Raw genomic sequence first — 14,167 nt, forward strand, 5'->3', positions numbered from 1 at the left:
GTCGCACGGCACCAGGCCAGCAAATCTCAGAGTGGCAGTCCCGGCAGAACATCAACCTCGCCAATCAGCCGATTTCATCAATCTCGACGTTACGGCATGGGTACGGTCCCGAACCGCGTCGCGGGTCCGTGGAAGACCGGCGGCGTCGGGGTCGGCCCGAAGATGGTGAAGCCGCCCTCCGCGAAGAACACCCGCAACGCGGCAATCAGGGCGAGCGACTGGCCGACCCGGATCCCGAGCACTCCCGCGAACGCGCGCCACCACCAACGAGCGATTCCGCCGCTCAGGTCCAGGCCGTGACATACGAGGAACAACGGCGCGCCTGCGAGCAGGATGACGGTGACCGCCACGCGCACGATGTACGTGACGACGAGAGGGAGATGAGCAGCACGACGGTCCCGAGGGAGATCAGCGTTCCGAAGAACCCAGCTTGGTTGATGCCACTGGACGTGTACCGGCGGGTCTCGTTCGAGAGCGCACCCTCAATCGTCTACTTCGGCGTCGAGGTTCGCGACCGCGGCACGTTGCAGGTACTTCAGGCCGGTCTTGAGTTCAACTTCGGGGAACCCGCGATGACGATCTGCATCCTGCCACCGGACATCCAAAGCCACGATCAGCAAGACGAGGTGCGGCTCATCGACCAGGACAGGCTGCGGACGAGCATGTTCACCCTGTCCAAGGCCACCCGCCGCCTGCCCCTTGCGGTTCCGCGGGTTCGTCCAGCTCGGCGACGAAAGCCAGGTGAACGGAGACTGGACGTCGCTCCGGGAACTGCCGATCTGGCGCGACCACATCATCCCGAGGACGACCTGGCGCGCCTGATGCGGCACCCCGGCCGGCGTTGACCACCTTCGTGGCCGTGTAGCCTGTCCAGCCTCAGTTCACCTGGAACAACCGCCGTCCCAGCTCCTCCTTCAGCAGGTCCTTGAGCGAGGCGGGGTCTGCGGTGTGGTGTGCGCCGATCCGGACGGTGTGGACCCCGCACCGGTCCCAGTGACGATCGCGGTCAGCGTCGTCGGCCTTGCGCGTGAGGCCGTAGTGGTGCGGGCCATCCACCTCGATGACCGTGGGCGACGTCAACACTACGGCGCGCAACCACGGTGTTGAAACCAGTGGACAGCGGCGACACCCTCTGACCAGTCCTCATGCTGCTTGCGACCTCAGAATACGTCCAGGAGCACACCGTTCAGCTCATTGAGCGTGACACGTCAGCATTCTCGTCCCAACGGCGACGGTCCCACCGCCCGCGGCAGCGGCGGCGACCGTGTTCTCGTTGCTGCTCGGGTGGTTCGCCGGCGTGGTGCTGCTGCTGAGCGTCGCGGGCGGGTGGGCGTACAACCTCGGTCTCAAGGCCGCCGCCTTCTCCGGCGCCGCCTACCTGTTCGCGTTCGGCGCGCTGACCGTCGGCGTGTACGTGGCCGCGCCGAGCGAGCCGTGGTGGGTGCCGGTGGTCAGCGCGTTGCTCGGGTTCGGCGCGCATTTCGCCAACGTTCTCCGGGATCTGCGCGCGGACGCCGCGACGAGTGTGCGCGGTCTCCCCCACCGGCTCGGCCCCCGCACTGGCGTGATCGCCATGGCCGCGGCCCTCGCCACGGCGTCCGTCGTGTCAGGACTCGCCCCCGCCGGAGCGGCCGTCCTCTACTCGGCTTCTGTTGTGACGACTGGAGTCGTGCTGGCCGCCGCCACGACGACGGCCGCGGTCCGCGCACCGCACAGCGCGATCGCGTTCCGGCTCACCGTTGTGATCGCACTGCTGGACGTAGTGCTGCTGGTCAGCGCTTGACGGGCCACCGTCCGTGCGTTCTCTCCAGGGCCGCGCACGGCTCGAACACGTTGCCGGACGTGGGCTCGACCGGCGTCCTCGTCAGTCCCGCCAGGCGGAACAGCGGGCCGACGAGCCTGTCATAGAGCCTCGGCACGCATCGGAACGCCGCGACGATCACCGGGTTGCCCGGGCCCACCGGCACCGAGACGTGCCGGCGCGGGCGGTCGGCCAGGTGGAGGATCGTCAGGGCGACCCGGCGCGGGCTCAGGACCGGAACCGGCGGCCGCATGGCACGGCCCGTGTAGTTGGCGGCCTGGTAGTACACCGGCGTGTTGACGCTGCCGGGGCTCACGACGCACACGTGCACTCCAGGTTCGTCGCGGTTTTCCTGTTGCAGGGTCCGCAGCAACGCGCGCTGGCCCCACTTGGCAGCCGTGTACGCGCCCATCCTCGGTACGGTGACCGAGCCGAGCAACGAGTTCACGCCGACGAACACACCGCGGTGCTGGCGCCGCAGCACCGGCAGGACGGCCTGAGCCAGGTGGAGCGTGCCGTGGATCGCCGTGTCGACGACCGAGGTGAACACCTCCGCGGGCAACTCCTCGACCGTGCCGTAGGCCATCGTCGTCGCGCTGTGCACGACGACATCGATGCGGCCGTGCCGTTCCAGCACGTGCGCGACGATCCGGCCGGCGCCACCGGGATCACCGATGTCGACGGCGATCACGTCCACCGCCGCGGTTCCCACCGCCCGGCAGGCCTTCTCCGCCGCGTCGAGAGCCTCACCGCTGCGGGAGACCAGCACCACGTCGTCCGCGCGCGAAGCGAACGCCACTGCGGTGGCGAGGCCGATCCCGCTGCTGGCCCCGACGACGAGCACGACGCGCCCCGTCACGGGCTGAGCACGACCTTGACGCAGCCGTCGCTCTTGGCGCGGAACATCTCGTAGCCCCGCGCGGCCTCGGTCAGCGGAAGGCGGTGCGTGGTCAGGTCGAGCGTGCCCAGCGGGTCTGCGGGGTCGAGCACCAGCGGCAGGATGTCATCGGTCCAACGCCGCACGTGGGCCTGCCCCATCCGCAGTTGGATGCCGCGGTCGAACATCTCCATCAACGGCATCGCGTCCATCTCACCGCCGTACACGCCGGACACCGACACCGTGCCGCCGCGACGCACGCCCTTCAGAGCGGCGTGCAGCGCGTCCAGCCGGTCGACGGCCAGCTTGTCGGTGACCATCTGCGCCAGGCGGTCGGGAAGCAGTCCGGTGGCCTTCTGCGCGGTGGCGACGAACCCGCCGCCGTGGGCTTCCATGCCGACGGCGTCGATGGTGGCGTCCGGACCGCGGTCGTCGACCATGTCGATCAACGCGGTCGCCAGGCCCTCGGCTCCGTCGAAGTCGTCGAAGTTCACCGGCTCCGCGCCGTGCTTCTCGGCCAGCGCGAGGCGTTCGGGCACCCGGTCCACGCCGATGACGCGGCCGGCGCCGAGCTGCTTCGCGATGCGGACGGCGAACTGCCCGACCGGGCCGAGCCCGAGCACGGCGACGGTGCCGCCGGGCGGCACGTCGGCGTAGCGCACGGCCTGCCACGCGGTCGGCAGGATGTCCGACAGGAAGAGGAACTGGTCGTCCGGTGTGCCGTCCGGCACCACGATCGGCCCGAACTGCGCCTGCGGCACGCGGAGGTACTCGGCCTGGCCACCGGGCACCGCGCCGTAGAGCGAGGTGTAGCCGAACAGGCTCGCGCCCTTGCCCTCACCGCGGACCTGCGTCGTCTCGCACTGCGCGAACAGGTCGCGCTCGCACATCCAGCAGTGACCGCAAGAGATGTTGAACGGCACCACGACCCGGTCGCCGACCTTCAGGTGACCGCTCGCTTCCGCGCCCACCTCCTCGACGACGCCCATGGCCTCGTGACCGAGCACGTCGCCAGGTTTCAGGTAGGGACCGAGCACGCCGTAGAGGTGCAGGTCGGAGCCGCAGATGGCGGTCGAGGTGACCTTGATGACCGCGTCGGTCGGCGTCTCGATGCGCGGGTCGGGCACCTCGACGACTTCGACCTTCTCGTTGCCTTGCCATGTCAGCGCTTTGATGACGTCTCCTCGGTCAGGGCGTGGTCGAGCTGGCCGCGCACGGTGTCCGCGAGCTCGTGCCAGCTGTCGGCGAACTTGCGCACTCCCTGGCGTTCCAGCTCATCGGTCACTTCGCGGTAGTCGATGCCGAGCGCGGCGATCTCGCTCAGCACGTCGTGGGCCGGTCCGTAGATCTCCTCCAGCGCGAGCACGGGCACGGTGCCGTGGTCGGCGAAGGCTTCGAGCGTGGCGCCGGGCATCGTGTTGACCGTGCCGGGGATGGCGAGTTCGGACACGTACTTCGTGTCCGGGTAGGCGGGGTCCTTCACGCCGGTGGAGGCCCACAGGGGCCGTTGCGGTCGTGCGCCGGACCTGGCCAGGCGCTGCCAGCGTTCGGTCGCCAGGCTCTCCGCGTGGATCTCGTGGGCCAGGAGTGCGTTGGCGACGGCCGCCTTTCCCTTGACAGCCCTGGCGCGGTCGGTGCCGATCGCGTCGAGCCGCGCGTCGATCTCACCGTCCACACGGGACACGAAGAAGGAGGCGACCGAGTGGACGACCGACAGGTCGTACCCGTTGAAGGCCGCCGTCTCCAGGCCGGTGTGGTAGGCGTCGACGACGTCGCGGTAGCGCTCGAGCGAGAAGATCAGGGTCACGTTGACGCTGATGCCCTCGGCGATGACGGCGGTGATCGCGGCGAGACCCTCGGCGGTGGCCGGGATCTTGATGAGCAGGTTCGGCTCGTCCACCGCCGACCACAGCAGGCGGGCCCGCTCGATCGTCGCCTCGGTGTCGTGGGCGAGGCCTGGGTCGACCTCGAGCGAGACCCTGCCGTCGACCCCGTCCGTGCGGTCGTACACCGGGCGCAGCACGCGGCACGCGGCTCGGACGTCGTCGGTGGTGATGGTGAAGACGGTGTCGTCGACGCTCGTGCGCTCCTCCGCGAGCCGTCTGAGCTGCGGTGTGTAGCTCTCACCTCGGGACAGGGCCGAGGCGAAGATCGTCGGGTTGGTCGTGATGCCGACGACACCGCGGCCGGCGATCAACGCCTCGATGCGACCCCCGGAGAGCAGTTCGCGGGACAGGTCGTCGAGCCAGATCGACACTCCGGCATCGGCGAGAGCGGCGAGCGGGTGGTCGTGACCGGTGGACATGAAGCCTCCGTGTTTCTCGCGGTCAGGCAGGACGGTCACCGGTGCCGCCCGTGGTCGGCGCGACCGTCTGCCGCACCCCTCCCGGACGGACCTGGCCGGCGGCGTCGTGCAGGCTGTCGTGCGCGGCCTCGGCCACGGCCGTGGCCGTGACGCCGAACTCGTGGTAGAGCCGCCGGTGGTCGGCGGACGCGCCGAAGTGCGCCAGCGAGACAGTCCGGCCGGCGTCACCGATCAGGTCGCGCCAGCCCTGCGCGACAGCGGCCTCGACGCTCACGCGGGCGCGCACGCCCGGCGGCAGCACTTCGTCCTGATAGGACTGTTCCTGGGCCGCGAACCACTCCAGGCAAGGCATCGAGACCACGCGGGCCGTGATGCCGTCGTCCTCGGCGAGAAGCCGGCGGGCGTCCAGGGCGATGTGGACCTCGGAGCCGGTCGCGATCAGGATCACGTCGGGCTCGCCGGAGTCCGCGAGGACGTAACCGCCCCGTGCGGCGCCCTCGGCGGAGGCGACGCCACCGGGACCGCGGTCGAGCACCGGAACGTCCTGCCGGGTCAGCGCGAGCCCGGCGGGGCGGTGCTGGTTCTCCAGGATCCGCCGCCAGCAGACGACGGTCTCGTTCGCGTCGGCGGGACGGACGACGTCCAGGCCCGGAACGGCACGCAACGCGGCGAGGTGCTCGATCGGCTGGTGAGTGGGCCCGTCCTCCCCCAGCCCGATCGAGTCGTGCGTCCAGACGTAGGTGACCGGCAGCCCCATCAGAGCGGCCAGCCGGATCGCGGGGCGCTGGTAGTCGCTGAAGACCAGGAAGGTGCCGCCGTATGGCCGGGTCAGGCTCTGCAACGCGATCCCGTTGAGCGCGGCGGCCATGGCGTGCTCGCGGATGCCGAAGTGCAGCGTGCGTCCGTAGGGACCGCCCTGCCACTTCGCGGTCTGCTTGCCCGCCGGGACGAACGACGGTTCGCCGTCCATCGTGGTGTTGTTGCTGCCGGCCAGATCCGCCGAGCCACCCCACAGCTCCGGCAGCACGGGCGCCAGTGCGGTGAGGACCTCACCGGAGGCCTTGCGGGTCGCCATCCCCTTGGTGTCAGCGGGAAACACGGGCAGCACGTCGGTCCAGCCCTCGGGGAACCGCTGCTCCCTCAACCGGTCGAGCAATTCGGCGCGTTCCGGGTTTTCGGCACGCCAGCGCGAATACTCCGTCTCCCAGCGTTCGTGGGCGGCACGACCGCGCCACGCGACCTGCCTGGCGTGCGCCAGCACCTCGTCCTCCACGGCGAAGCTCTCGTGCGGGTCGAATCCGAGCAACGTCTTGACGGCCGCGACCTCCTCGTCGCCGAGGGCGGACCCGTGCGCGGTCCCGGTGTTGCGCAGCTTCGGCGCGGGCCAGCCGATGACGGTGCGCAGGACGATCAGCGACGGACGGCCGGTGTCGGCCTTGGCCGATTCGACGGCGGTGAGCACGGCGTCCACGTCCTCGACATACCGGCCGGTGCTCGTCCAGTCGACGCACTGCACGTGCCAGCCGTAAGCGGCGTAGCGCGCCGCCACGTCCTCGCTGAAGGAGATTTCCGTGTCGTCCTCGATGGAGATGTGGTTGGCGTCGTAGAACGCCACCAGGTTCCCGAGCTCCTGATGCCCCGCGAGAGAGGCGGCCTCGGCCGTGACGCCCTCCATCAGGTCGCCGTCGGAGGCGAGGACGTACACGTGGTGGTCGAACGGGCTCCGGCCCGCGTCGGCGTCCGGGTCGAGCAGACCGCGTTCGCGCCGCGCTGCGAGCGCCATGCCCACGGCGCTGGCGAAACCCTGTCCGAGCGGGCCGGTGGTGATCTCCACGCCACGGGTGTGCCGGTGCTCCGGGTGGCCGGGGGTCGCCGAGTCCCACGTGCGCAGCGCGGCCAGATCGGCCAGCTCCAGCCCGTAACCGCTCAGGTAGAGCTGTATGTACAGCGTCAGGCTCGTGTGGCCGCACGACAGCACGAACCGGTCGCGGCCGAGCCACTGGTCGTCGGCGGGGTCGTGCCGCATCACCCGCTGGAACAGCAGGTACGCGAGCGGTGCCAGGCTCATCGCGGTCCCGGGGTGCCCGTTGCCGGCGTTCTGGACGGCATCTGCGGCGAGCACCCGGATCGTGTCCACGGCACGGAGATCGGTGTCCGTCCACCCCGCGGCACGCGCGACGGGCGGAGGCAGCGACTGGTCGCGACGGACCGAAGAGGGGGCCGTACGAGTCATGGATGGATACCTTCCGGAGCTGAGCGCGTTCCACGTGGCCGGTCGACGGGGTCGCGGGGTCCGGGCGGCTCCTCGAAGCGAGTAGCCCGGATGAGCGACCTCAAACACGTCTCACGACACAGGGGTCCACCCGCCCGTGCCGCATAAGCGCGACGAATCCGGGAACAGAGTGGACACCGCACCTCCGTCCGGGGGTCGGGCAGGAGAGGACCGGTCATGATCGAGACACGTCGTGTCGTGGGCACGAGCACGGACAACGTCTTCGCCGTGCTGGCCGACGGCTGGTCTTACGCGGGCTGGGTCGTCGGCAACTCGCACATCCGCGACGTCGACGCCGGCTGGCCTGCCGTTGGCACCCGCATCCACCACAGCGCGGGCGCGTGGCCCGCGCAGATCGAGGACACCACCTCGGTCCTGGCCGTCAAGCCCGGCAGGTACCTCGAGCTGGAGGCGCATCTGTGGGTGCTGGGCACCGCGCGGGTCCGCATCAGCATCATGCCGTTGCACAACGGCACCGGCGCGGAAGTGATCATGGAGGAGGAGATCACGGGCGGCCCGGCCAAGCGGCTCCCCGAGGTGGTCCAGGGCGCGCTGTTCCGGTCGCGCAACACGGAGTCGCTCGCCCGGCTGGGCGACCTCGCCCTCGGCCGCGCCACCGCGGTCCTCAGCGCCGACGAGACCGTGGTTCAGTGACGGCCACCGTCGACGCGGTGGTGGTCGGCGCCGGCCCCAACGGGCTGGTGGCGGCGAACCTGCTCGCCGATGCGGGCTGGGACGTGCTCGTCCTGGAGGCCGCGGACGAGCCCGGTGGCGCCGTCCGCACCGCCGAGCTGATCGAGCCCGGCTTCCACAGCGACCTGTTCAGCTCCTTCTACCCGCTGGGGGCGGCGTCCCCTATCCTGAGGGGCCTGGACCTCGACCGGTACGGGCTGCGCTGGGTGCACGCGCCCGCCGTCGTCGCACATGTCCTGCCCGACGACCGCTGCGCCGTCCTGTCGCGGAGCCTCGACGAGACCATCGCGTCGCTGACGTCGTTCGCACAGGCCGACGGGGACGCTTGGCAGGCCGAGTTCGCGCTGTGGCGCCGCATCCGCGGGGATCTGCTCGACTCGTTGTTCACGCCGTTCCCGCCCGTGCGCCCAGGGGTGCGGCTCGCACGGACGCTCGGCGTCGCCGAGGCGTTGCGGATGGCCAGGATGCTCACCATGCCGGCCAGGACCCTCGCCGAGGAACGCTTCACCGGCGACGGCGCCCGGCTCCTGTTCACGGGCAACGCCCTGCACTCCGACCTGGGCCCGGGCCAGGCCGGCAGCGCCGTGTTCGGCTGGTTGCTCTGCATGCTCGCGCAGGACGTCGGTTTCCCCGCGCCCGAGGGCGGGGCGAGCGCGTTGACGGCGGCACTGGTGCGCAGGCTGACCGCACGTGGAGGCAGGGTCGAGTGCGGGCGTGAGGTGACGAAGGTGCTCGTCGCCCGAGGCAGGGCCGTCGGCGTCGAGGACGGTGCCGGCGACCGGGTTCGGGCACGGCACGCGGTGCTGGCCACCGTGCCCGCTCCCACCCTGTACGGACGGATGGTGGACGCCGAGCACCTGCCCACGCGGCTGCTCGACGACCTGCGGAACTTTCACTGGGACGATGGCACCGTCAAGGTCGACTGGACGCTGTCAGGACCTGTCCCGTGGACCAACCCGGCGGCGGGCGCGGCCGGCACGGTGCACCTCGCCTCGGACCTCGGCGGCCTCACCGACTTCGGGTCGGCGCTCGCCGCCGGCCGCGTGCCCGAGCAGCCGTTCCTCCTGCTGGGCCAGATGACCACGACCGATCCGACCCGCTCCCCCGAGGGCACCGAGGCCGCCTGGGCCTACACCCACGTGCCGCGCGGGCAGCGCTGGGACCTCGACGCGGTCCGCCGCCACGCCGACCGGATCGAGCAGGTCGTCGAACGGCACGCACCCGGCTTCACCGCCACGGTCCGAGGACGGCACGTGTCCGGCCCGCACGACCTGGAGAGCCACAACGCCAACCTCGTCGGCGGCGCGATCAACGGCGGTACGTCCGCGATCCACCAGCAGCTGGTGTTCCGCCCGCTGCCGGGAGCGGGGCGCGCCGACACCCCGGTCGACCGGCTCTACCTCGCGGGGGCGTCGGCCCATCCGGGTGGAGCCGTGCACGGCGGGCCGGGAGCCAACGCCGCCCGTGCCGCACTGGCCAGAGCGGGAGTGGGTGGCGCGCTGTACGGCCAGTCGATGAGGACTTTGCAGAACCTCGTCTACTCCTGAGCCGATCAGCGCAACGGCGCATGAACGGGGAAACCACGGGTACCGCCTGGATGACGTTCCCGCACCGAGGAGGAAGCAGTGGCTGCGCACAAGCCAGGCAAGCTCGTGAAAGCAGCGCTGGAGAAGGCGGTGGAAAAGGTCGTCGAACTGGCGAACCCGCCGATCCCCGGCGCCCCCGCCAGTGCACCGCCATCGCTCGACGAGCCGACCGCCCCGCGCGGGCCGTTGCCGCCGAAGGCGGACCAGAACAGTCCCGAGACGGTGTCCCCGACGGGTGCGCCCACCGGCGCCCCGAAGACCGCCAACGGGCAGCAGGGCGATTTCCTCACGACGTCGGCGGGCGTGCGGCTGCACGACACCGACCACTCGCTCAAGGCCGGCCCGCGCGGCCCGACGCTGTTGCAGGACCACCACCTGCGCGAAAAGATCACGCACTTCGACCACGAGCGCATTCCGGAACGTGTCGTGCACGCCCGTGGCTACGGGGCACACGGCGTGTTCGTGGGCTACGGCACGGCCACGAACGTCTGCAAGTCCCGTTTCCTGGCCAACGGTGTCGAGACGCCTGTGTTCGTGCGGTTCTCCACAGTGCTGGGTTCGCGCGGATCAGCGGACACCGTCCGCGACACGCGGGGGTTCTCGACGAAGTTCTACACCGACGAAGGCAACTTCGACCTGGTCGGCAACAACATCCCGGTGTTCTTCATCCAGGACGGCATCAAGTTCCCGGACGTCATCCACGCCGCCAAGCCGCACCCGGACCGCGAGATCCCGCAGGCACAGAGCGCGCACGACACGTTCTGGGACTTCGTGTCGACGCACACCGAAGCCACCCACCACGTCCTGTGGAACATGTCCGACCGCGGGATCCCCCGCTCCTACCGCACGATGGAGGGCTTCGGCGTCCACACGTTCCGCCTCGTCAACGCCGACGGCGAGACGGCGCTCGTGAAGTTCCACTGGAAGCCCAAGCTCGGCGTGCACTCCCTGGTCTGGGAGGAAGCGCAGATGCTCAGCGGCTTCGACCCCGACTTCCACCGCCGCGACCTCGCCGACGCCATCGAGTCCGGCGCGTACCCGCAGTGGGAGCTCGGGCTGCAGATCATGCCCGACACGCCCAGGCAGACGTTCGAGAACATCGACCTGCTCGACCCGACCAAGATCGTGCCGGAGGAGCTCGCGCCCGTGCAGCCGGTCGGCGTTCTCACGCTGAACCGCAACACCACCAACTACTTCGCGGAGACCGAACAGGTCGCGTTCCACCTCGGCAACCTGGTGCCGGGCATCGACGTGACCGACGACCCGCTGCTGCAGTCGCGGTTGTTCTCCTATTTGGACACTCAGCTGTCGAGGCTGGCCGGGCCGAACTTCAACCAGATCCCGATCAACCGCCCGCACGTGCCGGTCAACGACATGCTGAGGGACGGCTTCCACCAGCACGCGGTGCACGCCGGCGCCGCGCCCTACCACCCGAACACCCTCGACGGCGGCAACCCGTTCGAGGCGGGTGCGGAGGAACGGCCGTTCGCCGAGGTGGCGCAGCCGTTGCCCAAGTCGGCGAAGGTCCGGGAGTCACCCACGTCGTTCGCCGACCACTACACGCAGCCGAGGATGTTCTGGCTGAGCCTCTCCCCGGTCGAGCAGGAACACGTCGTGCGCGCCTTCACCTTCGAGCTCGGCAAGTGCTACGAGCAGACCATCAAGGAACGCGAGCTGCTCGTGCTGGCCAACGTCGACCCGACGCTGTGCGCCGAGGTGGCCAGGGGTCTCGGACTGCCGGCCCCGGCCGCCACCGTGCGCCCTAAGAAGGTCGAGCCGAGTCCTGTCCTGTCGCAGATCGGGCGTACGTGGCCGACTGACGGGCGCGTCATCGGGATCGTGGTCGACCCGGCCGATCTCGACGGCGTGCGGACGGTTCGCGAGACCGTGCTGGCCGGCGGGATGGTGCCGCTGCTGATCGCCCCGACCGGCGGTCCGCTCGACACCGACAGCGGTCTGGTCGCCCAGCGCACCCTGCTCACCGCGCGGTCGGTCGAGTTCGACGTCCTGCTGCTCGCGGGCAGCCCGCCCTCCGGTGCGGACACGCCGGGAGGCCCCGTCGAACCGGTGGGCGCGATCGACCCGCGCGTCATCCGCATGGTCCAGGAGTGCTACCGCCACGCCAAGGCGATCGGCGCGTGGGGCTCCGGCCGTCTCGCCGTCGAGGCCGCCGGGTACGCCACCGAGCCGGGCATCGTGCTCGACGACGATCCGGCGGACGTGCTCAAGGCGGTGACCGTGCTCCTCGAAGCACACCGGGTGTGGGAACGCTTCCCCGCCACGATCGCCTGAGGAGTCCGGTCGTGACCGACGCTCTCACCGACGAGGAGCTCACGTTCCTCCACTCGATGTTCGACCTGGCGCGGGCAGGCGAGACAGCCCGGCTGGCGGAGGCGATCGACGCGGGGTTACCGGTGAACCTCACCAACAGCGCCGGCGACTCCCTGCTGATCCTCGCCGCCTACCACGACCACCCGGACACCGTCCGGGCGTTGCTGGAGCGGGGCGCGGACACCGGGCGCGTCGACGACCGGGGCCAGACGGCGCTCGGAGCAGCGGTCTTCCGCCGTTCCGAGCTCACCGCCGGTCTGCTGCTCGACGCGGGCGCGGATCCCGCACTGGGGCCGAGGTCCGCGCTCGACATCGCCCGGCACTTCGACCTGCCCGAGATGCTGGCGCTGCTGAGCTTCCGTCCCGTCGCGACCGGTGAGCGGACCGCGTAGACGAGGTCCGGCGCCGGACGCCGGTCCCCCGTCCAGGTGGCAGGATGCGGTGATGGACGCGCACCGGAGGAACAACGTGACCGTCACCGGTCGCGAGGACGGCCCGACGGTGCTGCTCGCGACCGAGTTCGGCTGCGACCAGAACCTGTGGAGGCTGGTGGTGCCGGACCTGGCCGAGCGGTTCCGGCTTGTGTTCTTCGACCACGTCGGCGCGGGCGGGTCGGACCCGGCGGCGTGGTCACCGGCGCGGTACTCCTCCCTCGCCGGGTACGCCGAGGACGTCCTGGACATCTGCGCCGAGCTCGACCTGCGGGACACCGTGCTGGTCGGGCACTCGGTCAGCGCGATGATCGCCGTGCTCGCCGCCAACCGCGAACCGGCCCGCTTCGCCGGGCTCGTGCTGCTGACGCCGTCGCCCTGCTACGTCGACGACGGCGACTACCGCGGCGGCCACACCCGCGCCGACATCGACGAGCTGCTCGAGTCCCTGGAGTCGACCTACCTCAGCTGGTCCGCGGCGATGGCGCCGGTCATCGCCGGCAACCCGGATCGTCCCGAGGTCGCGGGCGAGCTGGAGGCCTCGTTCTGCCGCACCGACCCGGCCATCGCGCGGGTGTTCGCCCGCACGACGTTCCTGTCCGACAACCGAGCGGACCTCGCGGCGATCGCCGAGTTCGCGATCGCCAGGTGAGTCGACAGCCTGGTGCGCACCCTCAGGACTCCGGCGACCAGGTCTCGGCGTTGCTGGAGGACAGCGCCGAGGACCTGTACGAGCACGCGCCGTGCGGCTACCTGTCCACGTTCATGGACGGCACGATCGTCAAGATCAACGCGACGCTGCTGGGCTGGCTCGGCGCGGACCGCGACGAACTGGTGGGGCGGCGCCGGTTCTCCGACCTGCTCACCATCGGGGGCCGGATCTACCACGAGACGCACTTCGAACCGTTGCTGCGCATGCACGGAGAGGTCGGCGGCATCGCACTGGAACTGCGGCGCGCCGACGGCACCCGGCTGCCCGTGCTGGTGAGTTCGGCCGTGAAGACCGGCGCCGACGGCACCGCCCGGCTGATCCGCACCACCGTGTTCGACGCCCGCGACCGCCGTGCCTACGAGCAAGAGCTCCTGCGCGCCCGGCAGGAGGCGGAGCGGGAACGCGACCGGGTGCAGCTGCTGGCGTCGACGTTGCAGCGCACCCTGCTGCCGGACGTGCCGGGCATGGACGTCGCCGCCTACTACCACCCAGCCTCGGCCGACGAGGTCGGCGGAGACTTCTACGACCTCTTCCCCCTCGCTGACGGCAGGTGGGCGTTCTTCCTCGGCGACGTGTCCGGCAAAGGCGCCGAAGCCGCCGTGGTCACCTCGCTGACGCGTTACACGCTGCGCGCCGCCGCCGTGTTCGACCCCAGCCCCGTCGCCGTGCTCGAACGCCTCAACACCGCGCTGCTGGAGGAGGAAATCACCTCCACACCCCGTTTCTGCACCGCCGTCCACGGCCTGCTCGAACCGGTCTGCGGTGGCGCGATGATCACCCTCGCCAGCGGCGGCCACCCACCCGCGCTGCTGGTCCTCCGTCACGGACCGGCCGAGCTGATCTCGACGCGCGGCGGTCAGCTGATCGGCGCGCTGCCCGATGCCCGGTTCGTCGAGCGCCAGGTGCGCCTGGGGCCCGGCGACACGCTGCTGCTCTACACCGACGGACTCACCGAGGCCCGTGTGCGAGGCCGTGTCCGCTACGAAGAGGAAGACCTGCGCGACTTCGCCGACACCCTCGACACCACCAGCGCCACCGAGACCGTGGCCGCCGTGTCCCGCCTGCTCGCCAGCTTCGGCGACGGCGTCGACGACGACACGGCGCTGCTCGCGCTGAGCGTCCGCCTCGACCAGGACTAGTCCCTGTCCCACGGGGTACT

14 protein-coding genes are annotated in these 14,167 nt (G+C 70.7%); 8 read left to right on the forward strand and 6 right to left on the reverse strand.

Annotation, left to right across the window (positions count from 1 at the left end):
* Window positions 1-89: 89 nt before the first annotated feature.
* Complete coding sequence (locus tag JNUCC0626_RS12915; RefSeq protein WP_394619962.1) at window positions 90-314, reverse strand: hypothetical protein; 225 nt, start codon at window positions 312-314, stop codon at window positions 90-92.
* Between JNUCC0626_RS12915 and JNUCC0626_RS12920 the strand changes: the two genes are divergently transcribed.
* Window positions 297-845 carry a hypothetical protein gene (locus JNUCC0626_RS12920; protein ID WP_394619963.1) on the forward strand — a complete coding sequence of 183 codons (549 nt, stop codon included), beginning with the start codon at window positions 297-299 and terminating at the stop codon, window positions 843-845. The genes JNUCC0626_RS12915 and JNUCC0626_RS12920 overlap by 18 nt on opposite strands.
* Window positions 846-876: 31 nt before the next feature.
* On the opposite strand, the gene JNUCC0626_RS12925 is transcribed toward JNUCC0626_RS12920, so the two are convergent.
* A complete protein-coding gene (locus JNUCC0626_RS12925) occupies window positions 877-1,095 on the reverse strand; it encodes a hypothetical protein (RefSeq protein WP_394619964.1) in 219 nt (72 codons plus the stop codon).
* A gap of 118 nt (window positions 1,096-1,213) precedes the next feature.
* Here JNUCC0626_RS12925 and JNUCC0626_RS12930 point away from each other — a divergent pair, with 118 nt between their 5' ends.
* The gene (locus tag JNUCC0626_RS12930) at window positions 1,214-1,783 is read left to right on the forward strand and encodes a UbiA family prenyltransferase (RefSeq protein WP_394622027.1); all 570 of its coding nucleotides are present in this window, start codon (window positions 1,214-1,216) and stop codon (window positions 1,781-1,783) included.
* Here JNUCC0626_RS12930 and JNUCC0626_RS12935 read toward each other — a convergent pair.
* The 4 genes from JNUCC0626_RS12935 to tkt are packed head-to-tail and all read right to left on the reverse strand — an operon-like array spanning window position 1,773 to window position 7,216.
* Complete coding sequence (locus JNUCC0626_RS12935) at window positions 1,773-2,660, reverse strand: SDR family NAD(P)-dependent oxidoreductase (protein WP_394619965.1); 888 nt, start codon at window positions 2,658-2,660, stop codon at window positions 1,773-1,775. The genes JNUCC0626_RS12930 and JNUCC0626_RS12935 overlap by 11 nt on opposite strands.
* Window positions 2,657-3,853 carry a zinc-dependent alcohol dehydrogenase gene (locus tag JNUCC0626_RS12940; protein ID WP_394622028.1) on the reverse strand — a complete coding sequence of 399 codons (1,197 nt, stop codon included), beginning with the start codon at window positions 3,851-3,853 and terminating at the stop codon, window positions 2,657-2,659. Before JNUCC0626_RS12940 ends, JNUCC0626_RS12935 begins: the two co-directional genes overlap by 4 nt.
* Window positions 3,841-4,983 carry a transaldolase gene (gene tal / locus JNUCC0626_RS12945; protein WP_394619966.1) on the reverse strand — a complete coding sequence of 381 codons (1,143 nt, stop codon included), beginning with the start codon at window positions 4,981-4,983 and terminating at the stop codon, window positions 3,841-3,843. The genes JNUCC0626_RS12940 and tal overlap by 13 nt, the downstream gene beginning before the upstream one ends.
* 22 nt (window positions 4,984-5,005) lie before the next feature.
* Window positions 5,006-7,216 carry a transketolase gene (gene tkt / locus JNUCC0626_RS12950; RefSeq protein WP_394619967.1) on the reverse strand — a complete coding sequence of 737 codons (2,211 nt, stop codon included), beginning with the start codon at window positions 7,214-7,216 and terminating at the stop codon, window positions 5,006-5,008.
* A 216-nt stretch (window positions 7,217-7,432) separates the two neighbouring features.
* Between tkt and JNUCC0626_RS12955 the strand changes: the two genes are divergently transcribed.
* From JNUCC0626_RS12955 to JNUCC0626_RS12980, 6 genes are all read left to right on the forward strand, one after another.
* The gene (locus JNUCC0626_RS12955; protein ID WP_394619968.1) at window positions 7,433-7,909 is read left to right on the forward strand and encodes an SRPBCC family protein; all 477 of its coding nucleotides are present in this window, start codon (window positions 7,433-7,435) and stop codon (window positions 7,907-7,909) included.
* Window positions 7,906-9,495 (forward strand): phytoene desaturase family protein, encoded by a 1,590-nt coding sequence (locus JNUCC0626_RS12960; protein ID WP_394619969.1) that lies wholly within the window; start codon window positions 7,906-7,908, stop codon window positions 9,493-9,495. The genes JNUCC0626_RS12955 and JNUCC0626_RS12960 overlap by 4 nt, the downstream gene beginning before the upstream one ends.
* Before the next feature lie 78 nt (window positions 9,496-9,573).
* Window positions 9,574-11,826 carry a catalase gene (locus JNUCC0626_RS12965; protein ID WP_394619970.1) on the forward strand — a complete coding sequence of 751 codons (2,253 nt, stop codon included), beginning with the start codon at window positions 9,574-9,576 and terminating at the stop codon, window positions 11,824-11,826.
* Window positions 11,827-11,837: 11 nt separating this feature from the next.
* Complete coding sequence (locus JNUCC0626_RS12970) at window positions 11,838-12,257, forward strand: ankyrin repeat domain-containing protein (protein ID WP_394619971.1); 420 nt, start codon at window positions 11,838-11,840, stop codon at window positions 12,255-12,257.
* Window positions 12,258-12,309: 52 nt separating this feature from the next.
* A complete protein-coding gene (locus JNUCC0626_RS12975) occupies window positions 12,310-12,948 on the forward strand; it encodes an alpha/beta fold hydrolase (RefSeq protein ID WP_394619972.1) in 639 nt (212 codons plus the stop codon).
* Window positions 12,945-14,147, forward strand: a complete 1,203-nt coding sequence (locus tag JNUCC0626_RS12980) for a PP2C family protein-serine/threonine phosphatase (RefSeq protein WP_394619973.1) — start codon at window positions 12,945-12,947, stop codon at window positions 14,145-14,147. Before JNUCC0626_RS12975 ends, JNUCC0626_RS12980 begins: the two co-directional genes overlap by 4 nt.
* The last annotated feature ends 20 nt before the right edge of the window (window positions 14,148-14,167 follow it).

The sequence above is a fragment of the Lentzea sp. JNUCC 0626 genome, assembly GCF_043632865.1.
Lineage (GTDB): Bacteria > Actinomycetota > Actinomycetes > Mycobacteriales > Pseudonocardiaceae > Lentzea.

What these genes read in the sequence shown, in the direction of transcription:
- JNUCC0626_RS12975 (WP_394619972.1), top strand. Translation starts at nt 12,310, where the DNA reads ATGGACGCGCACCGGAGGAACAACGTGACCGTCACCGGTCGCGAGGAC.
- tal (WP_394619966.1), bottom strand. Translation starts at nt 4,983, where the DNA reads ATGTCCACCGGTCACGACCACCCGCTCGCCGCTCTCGCCGATGCCGGA.
- JNUCC0626_RS12955 (WP_394619968.1), top strand. Translation starts at nt 7,433, where the DNA reads ATGATCGAGACACGTCGTGTCGTGGGCACGAGCACGGACAACGTCTTC.
- tkt (WP_394619967.1), bottom strand. Translation starts at nt 7,216, where the DNA reads ATGACTCGTACGGCCCCCTCTTCGGTCCGTCGCGACCAGTCGCTGCCT.